Raw genomic sequence first — 20,602 nt, forward strand, 5'->3', positions numbered from 1 at the left:
GGCACAAAGTAAAAGGCCACCTGGTGATGGCTCGTCGGCGCAGCGCTCTACGCGTCCTTGTCCGCGTCCTCGGGCGGCGGCGCTGGCGGGGCAGCCTTGCCTGTGTTGGCAAAGTTAGAAGCGAACACCAGCCCCTTCTCTGCACACTCGTCGCGATGGGCCTTGACCTGCTCAATGACGTCTCGCGGGTTCGCGCCGCGCTTGCGCATGACTTCGACCTCGCTGGCGAAGCCGTCCAGGACAAGTGAATGCCAGGCCGTTGCCTCCTTCAGCGGATCGATCCAGGGCATCGACTGGCCAACGAAGAGCGCGTCGTCGGCTGTCTGAGGCTCCACGTCTGCCGGCATCGGCACCACACCCGACAGCCGTGCGGCCAGCACGAAGTCGTTCCAGGTCGGCTGCACGAACTGGCCGACGAATTCGTCGCACAGCACCGCGTAGTGGATCCACTGCTCCACGAGCTCCTGCCGCTGGGAGGAATAGGTGCCGCTGTAGTCGCGCGCGATGCTCGAGTAGCTGCCGCCCAGACCGGCAGCGACGGCGCGCAACTGCCCCTGCCGGAACGTGACCAGGTTTGGGTTTGGACGGTTGGAGTCGATCATGCCGATCTCCTCGCCCACGCCCAGGTTGTCGATGATCATGCCCGGCGAAAAGTGCAGCTCGCGGGCCTGGCCCGCGGCGCCGTCGCCGGTGTCGGGATAGTGCTCGGGCGAGCCCTTCTTGACGTATGCGGTCAGGGACGCTGCCACCTTGGCGGCGATGCGCTCGGACTCTTCGTAGTCCTTGATATCTTCGAGGCGGCCGATGACGCTGGCGAATTCGGACACGCCACGCATCTGGCCGATACGGTCGAGCGACGCGATATGGTGCATGCGGCCAGCCTCAATACGCTTGAGCTCGTAGCTGCCTTTCGTCCAGCTGTCGCCGCCGGGGAATTCCTTGTAGGCCCAGTAGCCGGTCGGCTTGCCCCAGGTGTTGCTCTCGATGCCCTGGCGGATCCTACGCGCTTGGTCGTCGTAGTCGAACGGGATGAGATCGGGCTCGATCAGCTCGAGCGAGTACGGCACCCGGCTGCCATGGTCGAGCAACGGTACAGCGCCGGTGAGGCGCTGCGTAAAGCATTCGCCGTCGCGCAGCCAGGTCTTGGCTACCATGCGCTGGACCTTGCTCCAGTGGTGCCGCTGCGTGACTTCCGGCGTCTGCGCCCAGTCGCGGTATGCCTTCCTCAAGGCGGCGGCATACTCGACGTGGATGGACCCATCGCGGCGCCGCGGCTGCGGCTCGATGCCGATGCCGTTCGAGCCCACAACGTTGTTCACCAGGGTGCGCAGTGCACCCCGCGCGATATCGTGGTTCGCCTCGAGGTGGCGGGCCAGGCCTCGCAGACCCACCGCCCCCATCTGCGAGCCGGCGTTCGGCGAACCGTTGGCCTTGCGCCCCTTGCGCAGACGCGACGGCTTAGCCGCCTCGTACTGGCTCAGCACGTTGCGCGCGGCCAGGCGGCGCACGCCCGCGCCCGGGGCGAAGAATGCGACCGCCCGATCGAAGAAGTTGAGCTGGACTTTCGGGTCGACCTTCATCGTTAGCGGTCCCCGAAGCTGGCGACGGAGAACGACATGCCGCCGATCGATGGCCGGCAGCTGGCCATACGGGCTTGCTGGGCGGCACGTGCTTCCCACTCGCGGCGGCCCGCGCGGATCTCCTGAAGATTTTCCATAGACATCGAACGGCCCTGGAAGGTGATGGTCTTGCCGGCCAGGACGGCCAGCTCGGCCTTTGTGTACTCGGCCACCATGGTTGCTGCGGTAGTCATTGGACGCTCCTTGATCTGAGCGCCCAACACTACCTACGGCGCAGTCCCATTTCTAGGGAGAAATGGGACTGGATGAGCGCACCATCGGAGCAGCTCAATGCACATCAGTCGCCCTTGATGACCAAGTAGAACTGGGTCCGGCTGATGTTGTATTCCGCCATCAGCTCCTTCCTGTTGCGACCGTTGTATTTCGCCCGGATCTCCACGGCCCTGGCTTCGGGGTCCACGTTGCTCTTCTTGACATAGACCTCCTGGCCGCCCCACTGCATCCGGAGCATGCTGTCGATCAGCTGCTGCTTCTCCGGCGGGAACACCGACAGGCCGAGCGTGGCACCGACCAGGTTGACAAAGGCGCCAACAATGTCGTTTTCGTTTTGCATTATCCAAATCCCCTACTGGACCAATCATCAGACGCGAATCGGTTGCCCGCGTTCCTGTTCTTTACCGGCGCCGGCGGCGTGGCCGGTGCTGGCGGTTTCGGTTTCGATGCCGGCGGCACCGGCTTTACCGGCTCGGGCGCCGCTGCAGCCGACTGGCTGAAGAGGTCCCCGATCGCTGGCTGGACTTCGGCCTCGAGGGCGTCCCACCACTTGGCCGGCTTCTTGGCCAGCTCCAGGTGCGTTTCGAGCCAGACCGCGTAGACCGTGCAGTCCCACGCTTCCACTCGCTTGCGCAGCGCCGTCCAGCGCGATTCCTTTCCGCCGGCGGTAGCCCGCTCCACTCGTGCTTCGCCTGCCATCTGCGCAAAGTATTCATCCGTCGACTCCTTTGAAAAGTGCATGTAGCCGGCCCCCGGCTTCGTGATCTGCAGTCGGCCGTAGATCAGGTCCTTGGCCAGGTTGGTGCCGACCTGCCACAGAAACAGGCCGCGCTTCTTTGTCTTGCCGCGCCAGTCGATGTCGACCTTCGAGACGCCATCCTTGATGTGCTTCTCCCGACCCGAGCGCCCCTTCACGGCAAACACCTTCCGGCCCAGCGCACTCTGCGCGTGCACGAACGCGTACACCGCCTGGGTGTGGTGGCCACCGGTGTCGATCGCGGCCGCGTAGATGCGCAGCTGCTGACCGCTCGCATGTGCGAACTCGGTCTCGAACAGGTACTCGGCGACGTCCTGCCACACCTGATCCTCGCTCGGGTTGCCATACAAGATGCGGTGGTCGATCTTCCAGGTCTCGCAACCGCGGCCATATCCGCGCACCGTGACCTCGATCCGGTTGTCCTGGGTGTCGCAGCCGGCCAGCAGCCGCACGCACCCCATCGGCACGGTGCCGAGCTTGTAGGGCTCGGCGCGCTCCTTCAGCTGGTCCGCATCGCTCTTCTCCTGCTCCAGCGCCCAGACCTCGCCCAAGGTCGTGTTGGTGAACGTCTTGAGCTTGGTGATGTCGCCGCCCTGCGCCGCCTCGTAGGCCTCCAGGAATTCCTCGACTAGCCGCGACCAGGTCACCAGCGGGCTGTATGCGGTCCAGACGTGGAAGGCGATATGCTCGAGCGCCGGGATCTCATCGCCGGCCGCGTTGCGGAACACGCCGGCGGCGTCCACCGTGATGCTGCCGTCGTCGTTCTGCCAGCGGCCCTGGTCGGCCACGGCCAGGAACTGCGCCTGGGTGACCAGGCAGTGGCAGTGCGGACACAGGTGACGCACCGTTTCCGGATCGCCGTTCACCCACTTTAAGCCGTGCTGCTCATCCTTCTTGCCCCATGTCAGCGCGTGGAACTCGCCGCACTCCGGACAGGGGATCGCGTACTTGAGGCGCACGTCCGCCGCCTGGTAGCGATCGTCGATGAGCGAGAAGCCCTGCAGCTTCGGCGTCGAGCCAGTGATCATCTTGGGGAAGGTCGCGCCTTCCACGCGCTTGGCCGCCAGCACGTCAGGCGAGCCTTCCTTCTCGACGTCGCGGTCGAACGCATCCAGTTCGTCCAGCAACGCGACGTCGACCGAGATCCGGCGGTACGCACGCGCGGCCGTCCCGCCGCGCGTGTGCAGAAGGCAGCCCAGGAACTTCTTCTGCGCGAGGGTGTTGTCCTTGTGCCTGGAGACGTGCGCCGGCATCGCCTTGCGCATGACCTTCACGTCGCGCAGCATCGTGTCGAGCTCGGTCTTGACGAACTCGTCGCTGTCGCCATCGGTCGGCTGCCAGAGTGCCTGGTTGCGCCGCTTGTGCTCGGCGAAGTAGCCGACGGCCGCCAGCAGCATCTTGGTGTAGCCGACCCGGGCCGACTTCTTGAAGTCGATCGCGCGGATGTCGTCGTTGCTGATGCACGCCAGGATCCCGCGCTGGAATGGCCACGGCCGCCAGGCCTGCTCGACGTACGACGATTCGGCCGACAGGTAAAAGTGCTCTGCAGCCCACTCCTCGAGCGTCATTGGCGGCGGCACGCCGAACGTGCCCAAGCCGCGCGCCACGGTCCTGGCCAGCTCGGGCGACTGCCAGTTCAGCACCTCGTGCATGCTGCTCATGGCGCGAGCTCCTCGCCCTCGGCGTCGTCCTCTTCTTCGTCAGGCTCGCGCAGATCCTCCAGCGACATGACGGCGACCACGTTGCGCACGCGCGCGATCTCGCCCGCGATGTTCTTGATCTCGTCGCCCGACAAGCTGGGCACCCGGCGCTTCACGGCACCAGGGATCGCCTCCAGGATGCCGGCGATGCGGCCGCCGGCCTTGGACAGCACTTCCTCGATCAGTGCGACGGGCGCCAGCTCGCCGCGCGTGACCGCGTTCTGCATCTCGATCTTTTCGCGCTGCGCCTTTGCCAGGCCTGCGCGCTCGGTCGCCAGGTCCAGCTCGCCATTGGCGGCGCGGCCGGCCGCCTGTTCGCGCAGGTGCGAGCAGTACGCAAGCAGTAGCTGCTCGGCGTCCATCCCCTTGTCGAGGACGCCTCTGCCGACCAGGTTGCCGATGGCCTGCTGGCTGACACCGACGAGCGCACCGAATGCTGCCTGTGTCATCGGCATGGTTAGATCAATGGTGGACAATACAACCCCCTTAGGACGGGTCTGTGACTAGAGAAAACTCGGGGTTCGAATTACCCTTGAAGGGCCCCCTCCCGGGAGTACCTTGGAAATCGCAAAAGGTCAGCGCTGCGTCGCCCGCGCCTCGGCCAGCGCGCGGCTGAACTCGCCGGCGAAGTGCTGTTCGATCGTCGACGTGGCCACGTAGTCGAAGTCGAATGTCTTCTGGTAGACGACGTTGCGCACGAAGATCATCACCGCCCTGATTGCCGTGCCTCGTGCGAAGTGGACGCGCTGGTAGACCCCGAGCGGAAGGCGATCACCTGGGCGCCCAACGAAGTAGGAAACGCCCTGGCGCGTCCTGCTCCCGCGCTGCAGCGCCTCCCGCCGCTTGTCGCTCATGTTCGCCTTATACCCAGCTTCCGGGAACGCCCTGAGGTACGCGAGAATCTGGACGATCTGGCCGCGGTTCATGTTGCCGTAGGCGTCCAGCTCTGCACCTTCGCCGGGGACGACACGATAGCCAGGCGGCAGCGCGCCGATCGACTCCAGCGCGCGCTCGAAGCGCTTCTGTCCGCGAGTGCCACCTTTGATCTGCGCCTCCAGGTATTTCGCTGCCGGCGTGCTGCTCTTGCTGGCGAAGTCCTTGAGCTTGACCTCGGCGGTCAGGTTCGATGCTGTCGCCGGCCGCACGAAAAGGCCCGACATCGTGAACGGCGTGGGCCGGTCGAAGCTGTCCCGCATTTCATGCTGCTCTGCGGCCTCGACTCTCTTAGCCGTCCGGGTCAGAGCTACACGCGTGGCGAACTTCACCTGCTTTTCCTCCACCAGGGTTCCGGTGGTGAGCTGCCTGATCGCATCGCGCACGTCGACTGCCATCGTTCTTCCTTCGTGTAGACGTCTGCACAAGACGCAGCGGTCGATGGCGAGCGTCATCCACAACCTGCGCCGATTCGGCGTCCAGCGTTCGCTTGAGGTTCGGGATTGGAGCCACTATCATGGGCTCCGACGGTTTGCCAGGTGACGGCGCTGTCGTGCTGAAAACAAAAAAGCCCGCGACCTTTCGGGGCGGGCTTTGCTCGTGTGTTAGACGCAATATCGACATCTAGGACGCGTATCCTAATGGAAATATCGTCTCGTGGCAATATTCCGTTGCATTGCCCTGGACAGCGTGCGCTCGGCCTCCTCCAAAGCCTGCTCGTAGGAGTGCTCGGGGAACCGCCACACCGTGGCGATTCCGAACGCCTTGCGCACCGCCCACCACTGGATGCGCGGCAGGTTGTCGATCATGATCTCGACCGCCGAACCGCATGCCATGAATTCTTTCACGTCCTGCGGGTTTGCCCACCCATTCGAGTGCTGCTGATCAGCCAGCGTCATCCAGCGCGCCCAGGTCTTCATCACCTTCCGAAACGGGCTGTCCCGCTCGACATCCGCGCCGCCTACACCGCGGCTGCTTAAGACCATCTCGCCCACCCCATCCGCAGCCGCGGCTACTTCGATCCATTCGTTCGCCTCGTGTTGCATCTGCACCCCTTCCATATCCTGCCCCTTTGCTGTTCTCACATTCATCGTCACTGCCATGGCCGGCCCTTGCCGGGTTGCTCCCCACCTGTCCTTCAACATCGGCCATCCCTGCATCCGGACTGCCTGTATCCACTGCTCGCCCTGCTTTCGATCCGTCCAACCGCTGAAGGGTTGGCGAAAAGGTTGGACGGCTGGAACCCGCATGGATGCTGTGTTTGCCAACCTCCCAACCTACCTAACCTCTTTCTAAGTTCTGCCAGAAGGGGCAAGAGCCACATCGACCCGTCGCGCACGTATACGCGGGTGTGCGCGGGGGCGCGTGTCGGTTGGCGAGGTTGGGAGGTTGGGAAACCCACTATCCATGCGGGTTTCAGCCGTCTAACCTCAAAAAAGCGAGGTTGGACGGCTGTCCGTCCTTGGGCGAGAATCGCTACCTTGAGCAGCGACGACAGCACCTTTTCCGCTTGCGCACGATGCGCCCGCGATCCCTGGTGAGTCGCCGTCATGATCACGGCTGCGTGTTTAATTTGGCAGGCCATTTCCCACCTCGCCCCCTGCAGAAGCTGCCTTCGGCCGCTCGTAAAAATACTCGCGTGCGCCTTCCGTACTCCGCTCCTTGCTCCATCCCAGCTTGCGCATGATCGCGCCGATACGCATCGTCTCTGCCCGCGCTGGCCCCATCTTCGACAACTCGAAGTGCAGCGCCCTGGTCAGCAGCTCGCGCGCGGTGATGCGCGTGACCTTGCCAACCATCGTCGGCTTGCCTTCGGTGTCCATCCCTTCCAGATATTCGTACACGCGTCCATGCCATGGATCCGGGATCTCGCGGCTTTCCTGCATCGGACTGATCAGGCGCTGCTGCTGCTCGTATGTCGGCCACCACTGGACGCCGGCATTCATCAGCGCAATCGCTTCGCCGAATAGCTGGTCGCGATCCGCGATCAGCGCTTCAATATCGAGGCGCCCCGTCTCGACCGGCCAGAAGCGCCGGTTCCCGGTTGAGTCCTTGAAATAGGCGTCTTCGTTCGTCGTCGCGGCGAAAGCGCATCGGCGCGGCATGTTCTTCATGCGGCGGCCGTATGGCTCGCGGAAGCGGTCGACGGTGCTGGACATGAAGGCCTTGATGGCTGTGACCTCGGAACGGTTGAACTGCTCGAGCTCGGCGACCTCATACAGCAGCACCCCCTGGATCGACAAGTAGCCGTCCTTCTCGCCCATCCGGAAAGGCGTGTCGGCAAACCAGTCGCCGCCCAGCACCTTGAGCGCGGTCGATTTACCACGGCCCTGGCCGCCTTCGAACACTGGCGCGTGGTCGTTCTTTACCCCCGGCCGGTAGCCGCGGACCACGATCCCGATGAAGAACATCGTGGCCACCAGCCGCAGGTACTCCGAGTCGGCTGCGCCCCAATACGTGGTGAAGGCCGTCGCTACCCGCGCCTGCCCGTCCCACATGGATGCGCAGCGGTCGAAGTAATCCACGACCGGATTGAAGGAATGTTCGCGTGCTGCCTGAGCGACACCGCGCTCGATGTCGCCGATCGACGCCAGGACGAGGCTGTGATGCTCGGCCATGTACATGCCCAGGCGGAAATCGTCGGACTCGGTCCATTCGCCTGGCTCGCTTGGCCATGGTGTCGGGCGGCGCTTCATCTGTAGGCCGGAGAACATGTCCAGGCCGACCAGGCCGATCAGGCGCGGGTCGTTCTCCATCACCATGTAGACGTTCTCACGGCACCCCTTCACGCCGCCGTTCGCCGTCTGGATCAGCATCTGGCGAAGCTGCTTCTTCGACACGCCCGCGCCAGCCGGCAGTGGGGTGGAAGCACCTGCCGGCGCCGCGTCGAGTTGCTCGGCTACCCATGCTGGCACATCGTCAGCAGACGGCTCCTGCACCAGCTCGTCGTCGTCCTCGGCCGCCTGATCGGCTCGCAGCCTAGTGAGCCAGGCGACGACCTGCTCCTCGGTGGCGCCGCCATCGATCAGGTCGGCAATATCCCACCCATCGGCCACATCGCCAGGTGCAGGAATATCGATGAAGAACACGCTGCAGTCCTGCGCCTGCAGGATCGCCGCGACCTGGACCATGGCGACCATGCCCGGCTGCTCACATTCAGGCATGATCTGGCCGGCGTATTCGTGGCCTTCCTTGTAGACCTTGGCGTCGGCGTCAGCCCACAGGATCACGTTGCGGCCGCGGATCGCGGACCAATCAGATTTTTTGACAGCCTTGCCGCCGCCGGACCACGTCAGCACCTCGAAGTTCTCATGTACGGCCTGCAGCCCAACAGCCTTATCGACGCACTTCTCGCCCTCGAGGACCAGCACCGGCAGTTCGGGCCGGTGTGGCCCACGCAGATAGAGCGGCCTCGGCTCAGGGAAGGCCATCCACCGCCATTCCTTCCGTCCGGAGTCCGCGTTGCGCGCATAAACGCAGGGCAGCACTTCCTTGCCCCCGTCAGAACGCAGGAACCGGTAGATCACGCCGAGCAGTTGGCCATCGACGTCGCGGTATTCCCAGGATGCTTCGGGTCGGCCACGGACCACGTGGGCTTTCGGTGGCGGTCCAGCGTCCTGCGGGACCGGCAGCATCGGCTCCCATGGCGTCCGCGATTTTTTTTCGGCAGGTGCTTCTACCCCTTTGCCGGCTTGCGCAGGCGTGCGATTAGGGGGCTGTTTCGGCTTCAAGACAATCGGTGCGCTTCCGTTACCACTCGGCTTATCGCGCGGGGTCAGCGGAATACCAAGGCGCTCGGCCAGGGCCGCGCAGGCGCGGCCAGGAGAGAGGCTGTTGACGAAGGCGTAGAGCGAGATCAGATCGCCGCCGGCTTCGCCGTCGGAGAAGTCAGACCAGACCCCGGCCTTGTCGCCGGTGAGACGAATGCGCAGCGACTGGCCAGCCTCACCGTCGCGCGATCCAATGCAGAATTCGTGGCCTTCCCGCACGCCGTTCGGGAACCATTCGGCGAGGAGAGTTTCAATTTGGTTGAGCGCTGCGCGCCCAACAGCAATAAAATCTTGACCGGTCACGTAGTCGCCTTCTCTACGTGATCGACGAGTTCATTCGCCATGCGCGAGGGGATGTCGCGATATGCGAGCGAACCTGGCCGCATCGACACCAGGCGTGGGCGATTCTTGAGGGACAGCGGCCGCATCGGCGGCGCGTAGCGGCCGGGCGTCACTACCGCGACCTCGGCTACTGGCGCCGGCTCTGGCTCTACAAGCTGGCGGCCCCAGACCGTCAGCAGTACCGTCTCGTTGGTCCTGACCACGAGGCCCTGGCGCTCGAGCAGTCCGATGACGGCCACGTCGAACTCCGCGCGCGCACGCGGATAAACTACTGCGCGAAGCAGCGCTGTCGGCGTCGACGTCCCGCCACACCGCACTAGGTGAAGCAAGACCGAATGTGCGCGGCTTCCTGCGCGCGGCAGACGATGCAGTGTCATTCCGCCTCCCTCCCGCCCTGCGGTGCATAGATGCGCAACGTAAGCGCGAGGAGTTCGGCGACGACCTTGTGCAGCTCGGCGGCGTCGTGCTCGAGGATGGCCTGCTCACGACGGTCGATCAGGTCGTCCGCCGTCGCCGCGGTAAAGTCCTTGGAAAACTCTCCCAGTCGCGCATAGAGCGTCTGGAACTTGGACATCAGCAGCTCGTTACCTTCGTCGAGATCGTCAGGCAGCTTGAGGAAGGTGCCGCCGCTCGCGGTTGCGATCGCCTCGGCAAAGTGGGTGGTCTGCGAGAACGCCTGGATCTGCAGCGCGGTTTCGACCGTGACGCCTTGCCCCTTGCGCTCATACACGCGGTTCTCGAGCGCGTCACGGCTCATGCCTAACGCGCCCGCCATAGCATCCCAGCCACCGGGAAATGCCTTGATCATGGACAGGTAAGATTGCCTCAGGTTCACAACTGCCTCTCTTTCACTGTGGTTGCCGCGACCTACGCGTCAACCTATTCTTGCAATATGGATACTTATCCTGCGATTTTATTTCCGTATGGAAACTTTATAGACGTGACTCAACTGCAACGTAGTGCTGACGCTAGTTGAATTTGTTAAGCCGACTGCTCTTCAGGGCAGGTAATGGTGAGCAGCGAAATATCTGCGAAAGACTCATCGTCAGCCTGGCCGGCGCCCGCTGTTCGAGCGGGTTGCGTAAGGGCTAGCTCCGGCCATATCAGTTCCCAGTCATCGGGACGAAGCTCAGGCCGCGTGACCTCCCCCTCAGTTGCGCGTTCGATCGCAACACAACGCTCCGGAGGAATAGGACGCTTAGCATTCGCCCATTGATTGATCAACACTGGCGTGATGCCGAGCTTCGTCGCGAGCTCGCGCTGGGTGGCCCGGGTTTTGACGTAGTCGAGTAGTTTCATGGCACAGACTATAGCAATTTGCTTTTGATCGTGCAATAGCAATTTGCGCATTCCATACATAAGCGTTTTGCTTTTAAATTGATACATGACAACCGTAAAAGAATTACGCCTCGAGAACCTCAGGTCATTGGTCGCTGAGTTCAAGACAGCAGATGCTGTCGCGCAGCGGGCACAAACCGCCCCCATGTATCTCAGTCAGATCTTGAACGGTGCTAAATCGTCTACAGGTAACGCACGCGGAATTGGCGACAAGCTGGCGCGCAAGCTGGAAGAAGGCTGCGGTAAGGAAGTTGGCTGGATGGATAGACCGCATCGTAACGTCGCTGCACAGTTCGATGAGAATGTCGTTCCTGCGGCAGTTGGTCTGCGACCAGTACCCGTGATTTCATCAGTTCAAGCTGGCGCGCTTAGGGATATGGAGAGCCCGTATCCGCCCGGCGCCGGCTACGCCTATGAGTACACGGATCAAGATCTGTCGGCATGGGCGTTCGCACTTGACGTCGAAGGCCTTTCAATGCTGCCCGACTTCCGGCCAGGCGATCGCATCATTGTCGACCCGGATATGGCTCCGAACCCTGGAGACTTCGTAGTCGCTCGTAACGGCAGTGCGCAGGCCACCTTCAAAAAATACCGCCCGCGCGGTATTGATGCGGCAGGAAATGAAATCTTCGAGCTTGTACCGCTCAACGACGACTATCCAACGCTTCGTAGCGATACTGAGCTGTTGTCGGTCATAGGCGTAGTTACCGAACATCGGAAAAAGTTAAGAAAGCAGTAGGAGCAACAGCCACGCATGAGGGATGAAGTACCTAAAATTAGCGGTCCTGGGTATTACCGCATTAACGTAGCGGGAGAGAGTTTCTATCGCGATAGTCTCATTCGAATTTGCGGCCCGCGGCGCGAGGATGGCGTCAACATCGAGACCTACGCGGAATTGGTCCTGCAGGACGATAATCCTTACGACAAGTTTGCGGTCCAGGTATGGATCGACGGACATCAGGTCGGGCACCTTCCCCGCGAGTCAGCCCGCGCTTTCCGTCGTATCGTCCGCTATGGGCAGCTGAGTCAGCATGAACGGTTCAAATGCGCTGCCGTTATTAGAGGCGGTTGGGATCGCGGCGCTGGCGACCACGGTGACTACGGGGTGCGGCTAGACCTTCCTCAGGACGACGATTAACAAACACCGGTATTACGCACTCACGCAGCCGCTCGAAGACCCGCCTTGCGCGGGTTTTTTTTCGTCCGTTACTAAGCGGAGATACCTTTCCTTCTGGCCACCCATCCAAATAAAAGCAAATTGCTCTTGCTCGTCTAAAAGCAAATTGCTATAGTTGCGCTCGTAGTGTCAACCACCGAGGGCAACATGATTCCGTTTCGCGTCACCGTAGCCACCAAAGCCGGCCGGCTCACCTACTTCGTAGTCTCGTCCTCGAGCTACGAAGCGTGGCTTGAGGCTGCAAGCCGATTTGAACAGCCACATCCGATCTCGGTGGTACGGGCATGAGCGCTGCAACAACAGCACGTCCGCCGAAAGGCAAAGCTCGCGTCGGCACCGGCAACCTCAGCCAGGCCTTACATCATGCACGCGACCGCAATGCCCTGAATCGCTTCTGCAGTGCACACGTCTGCACTCCGGCCGAAGTGTCGGAAGACGGCATGCATCTGCACCTGCCCAGCGTTCTCCAGCTCATGCGAACCCGTGGCTACGAAGTTTCCGCGCCGATCAAACCTCAGCATCAGCCGAAAGCCCGGCAGGGCCTCACTGCATGGGTCGTGCACATCCGCGTCCGACACGTCGAGTTCGATGTCGCTTTTTATATGCCGACGGCGGTCGGGAACGGCGCCGCTAACAAACCCCAACTTTCCAGACTGGAGCATGCATGACCCCTACCGCCCTGACCCTTTTAGCAGCTCCGCAACTGCCAGCAGTGGGCGACCAGGCGATCGTCGTCGACGAGCTAGTGACAAACGCTGGAGAGTTTGGCCACTTTAACCTGATTGACATCCGTATCTCGAAAACGAACAGGAAGCGTTTCGACTTGGTCAAGCTCAATGAGTTGGCCGCGAGCATCAAGGCTAAAGGCGTCGCGCAGCCGATTCTGTTACGCCCTGTTGAGCCGACGCCGGATGAGCCACAGAAGTATGAGATCGTCGCCGGCGAGCGCCGCTTCCGCGCGTCAATCATTGCCGGGCTTTCGATTATTCCCGCGCTACTTCGCACGCTTACCGATGTCGAGGCCCTCGAATTACAAATCCTCGAGAACCTGCAGCGCGACGATCCTCATCCGCTCGAGGAGGCGGAAGGGTACGAGCGTCTTATGCTCGAGCGGAACTACGACGTCGACCAGCTGGCCTACAGAGTCAGTAGAAGCCGGTCCTATGTCTATGGCCGCCTCAAGCTGTGCGCGCTGACTACGAGCGTGCGCGAGCAGTTCCTTGAAGACAAATTCAGCGCAGCGACCGCGCTGCTGATTGCGCGCATTCCAAATCCCTCGCTCCAGGTGAAGGCCGCGATGGAAGTCAGCCAAACCGACTGGCAGGGCAACCCGATGTCATATCGATCGCAACGTGATCTGCTCCGCCGGCGCTTCATGTTGGACCTGAAAAATGCAGTCTTTGCGGTCAAAGATGCTGCGCTGCTGGCGGATATCGGTTCGTGCGTCGAATGCCCAAAGCGCAGCGGCAACCAGGAGGAAGCCTTCGAGAGCGAAAACCACGCTAACCTCTGCACCGATCCTGACTGTTTCGCCGAGAAGACTGCTGCGCACTCGAAGAAGGCGAAGCAGAAGGCTGAGGACCGCGGCCATTCCGTCATCAGCGGCGAGGCAGCCAAGAAGATCATGCCGAACTCATACGGCAATCTCAAGGACGGCTATTCCGACGTCGATCGCGAGTTCTATGTCTCGGGCAGCGGCTCGACGAGCTACCGCAAGATCCTCGGCAAACAGACCCCAAAGGGCGTGCTGCTGGAGAGCCCGTTCGAGCCAGGCAAGCTCATCACCATTGCCAAGACCGACGAGCTGGAAGACCTGGTGACGCAAGTTGCCGGCAGCGGCAAGACCGAGGCATCGGCAGCCGCGAAGCAAAAGGCCCAGGAGAAGCAGAAGGAGCAGGCGGCCGCGCTCGAGAAGCGCTACCGCCGCGAACTGTTTGTATCCATCCGCGACGCCGGCCGAATCGAGGATACCCCGATCAATGAGCAGGAGGTGGCCGCCCTCCTGTTCCGGAACTCCCCCAACTCCGAAGACGGCTTCATCCGGAAGCTCTACGGCTGGACCGGCAAAGAATTCGAATCGGGCACTTGGGACGGAAAGTATGTCACCGGAACGAACAGAATTTGCGACGCAATCCGCCAGATGACACCTGAAGCGGCACGTCAGCTGATCCGCGACATGACCCTCATCCGCGAACTGGAAGTCAGCACCTACTCATACAGCAAAGCGGACCGTCCGACGCTCATGCTTGCCGCTGCAGAGCGTCTCGGCATCGATGCCGAGGCCATGAAGTCGGCACTGAACAAGGAAGCCAAGCAGCTGGCTGACGAGAAGGCGGCGAAGAAGGCAAGGGCCGCGAGCAAGGGCAAGGCCGCGACGCCCGCACAGGCGGTTCTGCCAGAGGTAGCGAAACACGACAAGAGCGCGACGGCGCCTGCAGCAGAAGCCGATTCAAAGGCCCGCGCTGCATCGACCGAGGTGCGCTATCGGCATCCGGATCTCACGCAAACTTGGACCGGCCGTGGCCGTGCGCCGAAGTGGGTCCGCGACTGGATCGACGCCGGCAAGACCCTCGATAGCCTGCAGGTGTCGCCTGCTCCCGCAGCACCTCTCCAGGCGCAGGTAATGCAATGACGTTGAGCGAACAAAGCGTGAGCGCGATCGCCAGGGCCCTGCTTAATGACCGCAAGACCCTGGTCGAGAGCCTTGAGTTCTGGAGCGACCCCGGCCGCGCCCGTCGATATCCAAACCGCCACGCGGCAATCGTGGCCGACCTGGACGAGAACGCGAGTGCATTGGCCGAGCTCGCCGAGGGCTTCGCTCCTTGGCTAAAACAGCGTAACGACTGGCCGACCATCGCTCGCACTATCCCAGCAAAACACTGAAAGCACGCTATGAAAAACACCCTGAACACTGCCCTTATCAACTTCAGCGATGCAGCCGCCCGCAACTTGGCAGCGCCCATTGCAGCCGTCAATGCAGCTTGCGAAGCCCTCAAGGCGATGATCACGCCGGCAGCGGCGCCGGCGATCGCCGCACGGCCAGCGCACTGCGGCAACATCATGACGCTGCTGGCCCACCTGTGCGACATGCACGACGAGCTGCAGCTATGGATCCTCCGCTGGCTGGCGTACCCGCTGCGAAACCCTGGCGCCAGGATGTCTACCGCCTTGGTCTTCAATGGCAGCGAAGGCTCGGGCAAATCGCTGTTCATGAATTTCGTCGTCGCCGAGATCTACGGCGATAGTGCCGCAAAAATCCGGCCACGCGACTTGCATAGCACGTTCAATGGATGGATGGAAGGTGCGAGCCTGGCCGTGGTCGACGGTGGTTTCGCCCGATCGCATATCGCAAAGATGAAGGCTGCGATGACGGCCCAATCGTTCGTCATCGAGCGCAAGGGACAAACTTCGCGCATGGTGTCGAACCGGCTGAATTTCATCTATGTCACCAGCACCCCTGACTTCCTGCCGGCCGACATCGGCAACCGCCGGTTCACGGTCATCGAAGTGCCGCCCCGGCAGCAGCGCGCCTTCTACCAGGCTGTGGTGCACGAGATCGCCGAGGGCGGCGTCGACGCGTTTCGTGACTACCTGATGCACGGCCTCGACATGGGCGAGTTTAACGAGCGCACCCCTCCACCAGCTGGCATATTCTTCGACGATGGGAGGACCGCATGAGCCTGCTGGCGAGCGACTACGTAGGCCCGGTGGCCGGCGGCAGCGTGGTGTATGTGATCGTCGGCGATCGCGCGAAGTTCGATCAGATCGCCCGACCAGTGACCGAACACCCTGCAGGCCCTGCCGGCAGGGTGTTGACGAAGACCATAGGGGCCACCGCGCGCAGCGAAGACGGTCTAGTCATTTTCCAGCACTGGCCTGACAGCTCGATCAGCCAGGGGGAGAAACCATGACGGGCCCTGTACCAGGCACCCAGGACGAGCCGAACGACCCAACCGCGTACAGGCATCACCTGTTACTGCTCAAGTCCATGCACTGTGCTCGCCCAGTGGTGCATGAAGGGCTGAAGCAGTTCATCAGCTGCTTGACGGCTAACCGCGACGGCGGGCGCATCTCGATGACCGTCTACCTGGCCGGCAAGGTCGGAGGCTTCGACAGCTCCGAAATTCAGATCATGGAGGGATAGCTTATGTCCATCGCGATTTTCACGACATTGCTGCAACCGCTGCAGGCGGGCCTCAACAGGATCACCCAAGCCCTGCCGCAAGACACCTGCACCCACGACTGCAGCCAGGGCCGTCGCTGCACGTGCTCGCATCGATGCGAACCGCGCTGCGCGGCCAGCGGCGAGCGAGCTGGCCAGCCGCACAAGGGTACCTGCCCATTCAAGAATTTTGCTTAATCAAGTTACCGAGCCTCACATGCAAACCGAATTCATGCTCCTGTCGATCTACAACAAGCCACGCCTGACCCTCAAGGAGGTCTGCCAGGCGATCGGCATGTCGTTGAAGACCGCGTACAACCACCGGTCGGCCCAGACCTTCCCTATCCCGATGTCGGGCGACCCGCTGCACGCCGACATCCGCGATGTAGCGGCATACGTCGACGAACTCCGCGAGGCTGGAAAGAAGCCCGCTGCAAATACGTGAGTTCTCACGGTAATTCCTGAGCGAGATCAACATGGAATGGACCAACGACGAAGACACGCAGCCGGCACAAAGCTCACCAAAGCGTGGTCGACCTCCGACCGGCAAGGCCATGAGTGCGGCCGATCGGCAGGCTCGCCGCGTGGCCAAGCTTGAGGCTGAGGGCAAAGCCCTACTGCCGCGCATTGCGGTTTCACGCGAAGTACAACAGGCCCTGTACAAGTTCATCCAGTTCAAGGACATGACGCTCGGGGATGCGCTAGAACGGATCCTTCACGACCGCCTCATCCGCAAACGCTAGGCCACACGGGCCAACGCTTCACCGCAAATGAAAAAGCCACCCCGCAGGTGGCTTTCAGCAGCAGCCGCAGAACGGCACCCATCCCTTACGCAGCAGCGCGCTCGCGCTCCTCGGTCATCTCGTTCAGCTTCGAACGGAAGGTCAACGGATCCGAAATATTCGGGATCGGGGCCTGCGGGCCACCAGCGCCCGACACAACGATGCTGCCGAAGTTCAGCATACGTCCGACGATCGACTGGTCGACCTGCACGCTCTCTACCTTGCTGTTCTTCAGTTCGACAGTCTTGCGACTGATCAGGCCGAATTTGGCAACTACCCTCTTATTGGTGATGACCAGCTCGGTAGTCAGGACATTAATCACAGCGACCGCGATAAAGACTAGGCCCAGGCCCATGAGGCCGATGGTGAGCAGCCCGAGAAGGAACAGTAACCATTGCGATACCCAAGACACCTGCGCCTCATAGACGACCTTCTCATCGACGTCCAGATTGCGATTGACATACGATCCCATTTCAAAATCCCTAATAGTTGTAATAGAGAAATAATACTCTAATATCCTAGAGGGACTACCCGTGAAGAGATCGTTCATGCACTGAGCATAGCGCCCTTACAACAGCTTAACGAATTGACGAGTTGGAGACGCGCGGTCAGGTCCGCTTTCGACCCAAAGCAGCCGCTCACCAGCCTCGCACCGGCCTAAGCTCGCAGTTCCTTAATCCGGCGCGAACTATAATGGCTTGGTACAGCACTCGGGAGATCAGGCTATTCGCGTGTAGGTTTTTCCATCCAGGACTCGTTTCACTTGATCCACGTCTTTCGCCCCGATGCGGACGTAGATCTCATCGGGGGTGTGGTAGTTGGCGAGCTCACGTATTGCCTTGACTTGAACGACAGACAAGCGCCCGTCGCGGCCACAAATCTGCGCTATTGCCCAGTCGTTGTCCTTCCACTTTTCGGCGACCCATGGCGCCGGTAAGCCCAAGCGTGGATGGTCATTCAGCCACTTTTGCAGAATCTTGTCGCGGTCATCGGGCAGAGGAACCGCGCCTTTCGAAATCAATCCGTTTTCACGTAGGTAACGTAGCCCGCTCTTTCCGCCTGGTACCATATTTAGCCGGCGTTCATCATCCCAATGGCCTTCTACGAGAAACTCTTCCCCCTCGTAGAGCTGCTCCAGATCGTCGGTAATAGCCATCACCTTGTGGTGCACGTACGTAAGACGCCCACCCTCTTGCTCCTCTCGAAATCGACGATGGAAAAGCAATGGACTGCCCGTTCCGATCGCGCGACGGTGCTCGGACCAGCGCTTTTGCCAGCTTCGGGTGGACACCCCAACATAAAAGTACCCATCGTCAGGGTACGATGCACCATTGCCGAAGATGTGCTGGTAGAGGACGTATGCGCGTTCGGGGTAGTGCTTGGGCGATAGTAAGAAAACTGCGGGCACCGAAAATACAAGGCTAGGGCTCCTGACCGTGCTTTCGTCAATCTGCGTGGCTCCCCGCATGGCCGCAGCCAAATACACGGGGTCAGTAACAACTTCCACTGAAATCGTAGGTTGGACAGCTAACTCGCCTTCGCGCAAGGCGCCGAGTCCGTACTCTGGCTCGCGGTCCACAGTTCTATGCCCATCCATGAGCTTCTTGAACGGAGCGATGAACCCCTGACGGTCACTCATGAATATCAGGCGCACCACGGGTATTACTTGGCCTGGCGTGAGCCTAAAAACACCGTGGGGATTCGCAGCCACCCGCGCCCATTCCAACCCGTAGGCGGAGCCCCGTATGAAGTCTTCGAGCAACTGCTCAACCTCGCGCCGCCGTCCAATCATCGACTTCGGGGCCAGATGCTCCCACCAAGCTTTGCTTAGCTTCATAGAGTCACTTCCTATTCTTCAAAAGCCGGCAGGCCTAGCGCGTTATTGGTATCCCGGTTGAGAGCCAAGCTTGTACGTGTATAGACCCCACTCCCATACCAGCGCCGAACGAGCCATCTCCTTACGGGATATCACTGCACTCTAGCTGTACTGCTATCGCGATGATGAAAGCTCACAACACGCTTTAGACCATAGAGGCGAACGGCGGCTTCTGGCCGAAAGCAGACGGTCGAGATGGGTCAGTGTACGGCACTACTCACGTTCAAACAAGCAAGCGACTTTATTAGGCGCTCGATACTTCCCGCTGTTCGGCGTTTGGCTAGCCCGCGCTTGAGTTGCACCTAATGCGACCCCAAGCATTTTCCCACTACTCCAAAATTACTCCAAACTCAACACACGCACTATGGGGAATTGAATTCCTCGGTCCAGTCCATCATGGGGGCGACCGAGAGGCGGCGCGATGGCAGTACAGGGGCGGCGGCGCCCGGAATGGTCGAGGTGAGGCTCATGCTGGAGGGTCTGGTCGCCGCCAACCGGGGCGACGGATACTGTCGGGAACCAGTAATGATAAGCGAAACCGGCCCGCGCCGCATTCTGTAATGCAGGCAAGCTTGGCGAAGAAGCACATTCTATTCGAGCGCCACGACCACGCACGCCGACATCGACCAGGCGTGGAGCACGTCAGGTCTGACATTCGGACGCGGACTCCGTCCGGATGCAGGAACCGCCCGCATGGCGTATCGAAAAACGCCATGCCTAGCCATACGAAGATGCGATTTCACTTCCCTCCCCGCATGCCTCACCATGCCTGACTGGAAACAACACCGCCGTCCCCGGCCATGCCTCCCCGGCATCTTCACCGACCCCTGACATGAAAAACATCCTGATCGCCTGCCTCCTCGCAGGCCTGGGCCTGGCCAGCGCCAGCGCCGCCGAACCATCCCGGCAAGAACAGCAGCTCGCCAAGCAGGCCCTCCCCGGCGTGCGCATGATCCCGATCCACACGCCCAAAGGCGATTTCAAGGTCTGGACCCGCCGCATGGGCGACAACCCGACCGTCAAGGTGCTGCTGCTCCACGGCGGTCCCGGGTCGACGCACGAATACTTCAAAACCTTCGACGACCACTTCCCTGGCGCGTCGATCGAGTATTACTACTACGACCAACTGGGGTCATGGTTCAGCGACCAGCCCGACGACCCGTCGCTGAACACCGTCGAGCGCTTTACCGACGAAGTGGAGCAGGTGCGCAAGGCGCTCGGCCTGGACAAGGACAATTTCTACCTGCTGGGGCATTCCTGGGGCGGCATCCTGGCCATCGAATATGCCCTCGCCCACCCCGGCAAGCTGAAAGGCCTGGTGATCTCGAACATGATGGCCAGCGCCCCGGCCTACAACGCCTACGCGCAAAACGTGCTCGCGCCGCAGATCGACCCGGCCGTGCTGGCCGAGGTGCGCAAGCTCGAGGCCGAGGGCAAGACCGACGATCCACGCTATATGGAACTCCTGATCCCGCATTTCTACGAGCGTCACATCCTGCGCAGGCCGCTCGCGGAGTTACCCGAACCGGTGCTGCGCAGCTTCGGGCATCTGAACCAGAAAATCTACAAGCCGATGCAGGGACCGAGCGAGCTGGGCATCTCGGGCCTGCTCGCGAACTGGGACCGCTTCGACGACCTCGAACGGATCGACGTGCCCACACTGGTCGTCGGCGCACGCTACGACACCATGGACCCGGCCCATATGAAGAAGATGGCGCAACGCCTGCCGCAGGGACAATTCCTGTACTGCGAAAACGGCAGCCACATGGCCATGTACGACGACGCCGGCTGCTATTTCGATGGCCTGCTCAAGTTCCTGCGCGGCGCGCCCGCACGCACGGCGGTCAAGCCGCGCTCCCTGCGCTCATACTGACGACTGCAGCGCGCGGGCGCACATAAAGAGAACGGCGGC

24 protein-coding genes are annotated in these 20,602 nt (G+C 61.6%); 11 read left to right on the top strand and 13 right to left on the bottom strand.

The genetic code is table 11. From position 1 onward, the window contains the following. Window positions 1-47 precede the first annotated feature (47 nt). From DIR46_RS07490 to DIR46_RS07540, 11 genes are all read right to left on the bottom strand, one after another. On the bottom strand, window positions 48-1,580 hold the full coding sequence (locus DIR46_RS07490) for a phage portal protein (RefSeq protein WP_109344680.1): 1,533 nt from the start codon (window positions 1,578-1,580) through the stop codon (window positions 48-50). A 2-nt stretch (window positions 1,581-1,582) separates the two neighbouring features. Continuing rightward, on the bottom strand, window positions 1,583-1,813 hold the full coding sequence (locus tag DIR46_RS07495) for a DUF6148 family protein (protein ID WP_109344681.1): 231 nt from the start codon (window positions 1,811-1,813) through the stop codon (window positions 1,583-1,585). Window positions 1,814-1,917: 104 nt separating this feature from the next. Then, window positions 1,918-2,193, bottom strand: a complete 276-nt coding sequence (locus DIR46_RS07500; protein WP_109344682.1) for a Mor transcription activator family protein — start codon at window positions 2,191-2,193, stop codon at window positions 1,918-1,920. Further along, window positions 2,193-4,271, bottom strand: a complete 2,079-nt coding sequence (locus DIR46_RS07505; RefSeq protein WP_229446531.1) for a phage terminase large subunit family protein — start codon at window positions 4,269-4,271, stop codon at window positions 2,193-2,195. Before DIR46_RS07505 ends, DIR46_RS07500 begins: the two co-directional genes overlap by 1 nt. Beyond that, window positions 4,268-4,765 (bottom strand): terminase small subunit, encoded by a 498-nt coding sequence (locus DIR46_RS07510; RefSeq protein WP_205289090.1) that lies wholly within the window; start codon window positions 4,763-4,765, stop codon window positions 4,268-4,270. Before DIR46_RS07510 ends, DIR46_RS07505 begins: the two co-directional genes overlap by 4 nt. A gap of 120 nt (window positions 4,766-4,885) precedes the next feature. Next, window positions 4,886-5,641: a hypothetical protein gene (locus DIR46_RS07515; protein ID WP_109344683.1), complete on the bottom strand. Its 756-nt coding sequence runs from the start codon at window positions 5,639-5,641 to the stop codon at window positions 4,886-4,888. A 240-nt stretch (window positions 5,642-5,881) separates the two neighbouring features. Next, on the bottom strand, window positions 5,882-6,346 hold the full coding sequence (locus DIR46_RS07520; protein WP_162819469.1) for a hypothetical protein: 465 nt from the start codon (window positions 6,344-6,346) through the stop codon (window positions 5,882-5,884). Window positions 6,347-6,811: 465 nt separating this feature from the next. Further along, window positions 6,812-9,316, bottom strand: coding sequence for a VapE domain-containing protein (locus DIR46_RS07525; protein ID WP_162819470.1), 2,505 nt, complete (start codon window positions 9,314-9,316; stop codon window positions 6,812-6,814). Continuing rightward, entirely contained in the window at window positions 9,313-9,594 is a 282-nt protein-coding gene (locus tag DIR46_RS07530) for a hypothetical protein (protein ID WP_162819471.1), read from the bottom strand. Before DIR46_RS07530 ends, DIR46_RS07525 begins: the two co-directional genes overlap by 4 nt. Window positions 9,595-9,728: 134 nt before the next feature. After that, entirely contained in the window at window positions 9,729-10,190 is a 462-nt protein-coding gene (locus DIR46_RS07535) for a YmfL family putative regulatory protein (RefSeq protein WP_109344687.1), read from the bottom strand. A gap of 146 nt (window positions 10,191-10,336) precedes the next feature. Continuing rightward, window positions 10,337-10,741, bottom strand: coding sequence for a transcriptional regulator (locus tag DIR46_RS07540; protein ID WP_229446532.1), 405 nt, complete (start codon window positions 10,739-10,741; stop codon window positions 10,337-10,339). Between DIR46_RS07540 and DIR46_RS07545 the strand changes: the two genes are divergently transcribed. From DIR46_RS07545 to DIR46_RS07595, 10 genes are all read left to right on the top strand, one after another. Beyond that, window positions 10,740-11,432, top strand: a complete 693-nt coding sequence (locus DIR46_RS07545) for a LexA family protein (protein WP_229446533.1) — start codon at window positions 10,740-10,742, stop codon at window positions 11,430-11,432. The genes DIR46_RS07540 and DIR46_RS07545 overlap by 2 nt on opposite strands. A gap of 15 nt (window positions 11,433-11,447) precedes the next feature. After that, window positions 11,448-11,831 carry an HIRAN domain-containing protein gene (locus DIR46_RS07550; RefSeq protein ID WP_109344688.1) on the top strand — a complete coding sequence of 128 codons (384 nt, stop codon included), beginning with the start codon at window positions 11,448-11,450 and terminating at the stop codon, window positions 11,829-11,831. 323 nt (window positions 11,832-12,154) lie between these two features. Beyond that, entirely contained in the window at window positions 12,155-12,538 is a 384-nt protein-coding gene (locus tag DIR46_RS26550; RefSeq protein ID WP_162819472.1) for a hypothetical protein, read from the top strand. Beyond that, window positions 12,535-14,502: a ParB/RepB/Spo0J family partition protein gene (locus tag DIR46_RS07560; protein WP_109344690.1), complete on the top strand. Its 1,968-nt coding sequence runs from the start codon at window positions 12,535-12,537 to the stop codon at window positions 14,500-14,502. Before DIR46_RS26550 ends, DIR46_RS07560 begins: the two co-directional genes overlap by 4 nt. After that, window positions 14,499-14,753, top strand: a complete 255-nt coding sequence (locus tag DIR46_RS07565; protein WP_109344691.1) for a hypothetical protein — start codon at window positions 14,499-14,501, stop codon at window positions 14,751-14,753. Before DIR46_RS07560 ends, DIR46_RS07565 begins: the two co-directional genes overlap by 4 nt. A gap of 9 nt (window positions 14,754-14,762) precedes the next feature. Further along, complete coding sequence (locus tag DIR46_RS07570; protein ID WP_109344692.1) at window positions 14,763-15,548, top strand: primase-helicase family protein; 786 nt, start codon at window positions 14,763-14,765, stop codon at window positions 15,546-15,548. Beyond that, the gene (locus DIR46_RS07575) at window positions 15,545-15,781 is read left to right on the top strand and encodes a hypothetical protein (RefSeq protein ID WP_109344693.1); all 237 of its coding nucleotides are present in this window, start codon (window positions 15,545-15,547) and stop codon (window positions 15,779-15,781) included. Before DIR46_RS07570 ends, DIR46_RS07575 begins: the two co-directional genes overlap by 4 nt. Continuing rightward, window positions 15,778-16,014: a hypothetical protein gene (locus DIR46_RS07580; protein ID WP_109344694.1), complete on the top strand. Its 237-nt coding sequence runs from the start codon at window positions 15,778-15,780 to the stop codon at window positions 16,012-16,014. The genes DIR46_RS07575 and DIR46_RS07580 overlap by 4 nt, the downstream gene beginning before the upstream one ends. A 235-nt stretch (window positions 16,015-16,249) precedes the next feature. Continuing rightward, the gene (locus tag DIR46_RS07590; protein WP_229446534.1) at window positions 16,250-16,477 is read left to right on the top strand and encodes a helix-turn-helix transcriptional regulator; all 228 of its coding nucleotides are present in this window, start codon (window positions 16,250-16,252) and stop codon (window positions 16,475-16,477) included. A gap of 31 nt (window positions 16,478-16,508) precedes the next feature. Next, window positions 16,509-16,775 carry a hypothetical protein gene (locus tag DIR46_RS07595; protein ID WP_162819473.1) on the top strand — a complete coding sequence of 89 codons (267 nt, stop codon included), beginning with the start codon at window positions 16,509-16,511 and terminating at the stop codon, window positions 16,773-16,775. A gap of 85 nt (window positions 16,776-16,860) precedes the next feature. Here DIR46_RS07595 and DIR46_RS07600 read toward each other — a convergent pair whose 3' ends face one another. Then, window positions 16,861-17,364: a PH domain-containing protein gene (locus tag DIR46_RS07600; RefSeq protein WP_229446535.1), complete on the bottom strand. Its 504-nt coding sequence runs from the start codon at window positions 17,362-17,364 to the stop codon at window positions 16,861-16,863. A 168-nt stretch (window positions 17,365-17,532) separates the two neighbouring features. Then, window positions 17,533-18,651, bottom strand: a complete 1,119-nt coding sequence (locus tag DIR46_RS07605) for a hypothetical protein (RefSeq protein WP_109344698.1) — start codon at window positions 18,649-18,651, stop codon at window positions 17,533-17,535. Between the two features lie 871 nt (window positions 18,652-19,522). Between DIR46_RS07605 and DIR46_RS07610 the strand changes: the two genes are divergently transcribed. Then, window positions 19,523-20,563 carry a proline iminopeptidase-family hydrolase gene (locus DIR46_RS07610; protein WP_109344699.1) on the top strand — a complete coding sequence of 347 codons (1,041 nt, stop codon included), beginning with the start codon at window positions 19,523-19,525 and terminating at the stop codon, window positions 20,561-20,563. The last annotated feature ends 39 nt before the right edge of the window (window positions 20,564-20,602 follow it).

The organism is Massilia oculi, from assembly GCF_003143515.1.
GTDB lineage: Bacteria > Pseudomonadota > Gammaproteobacteria > Burkholderiales > Burkholderiaceae_D > Telluria > Telluria oculi.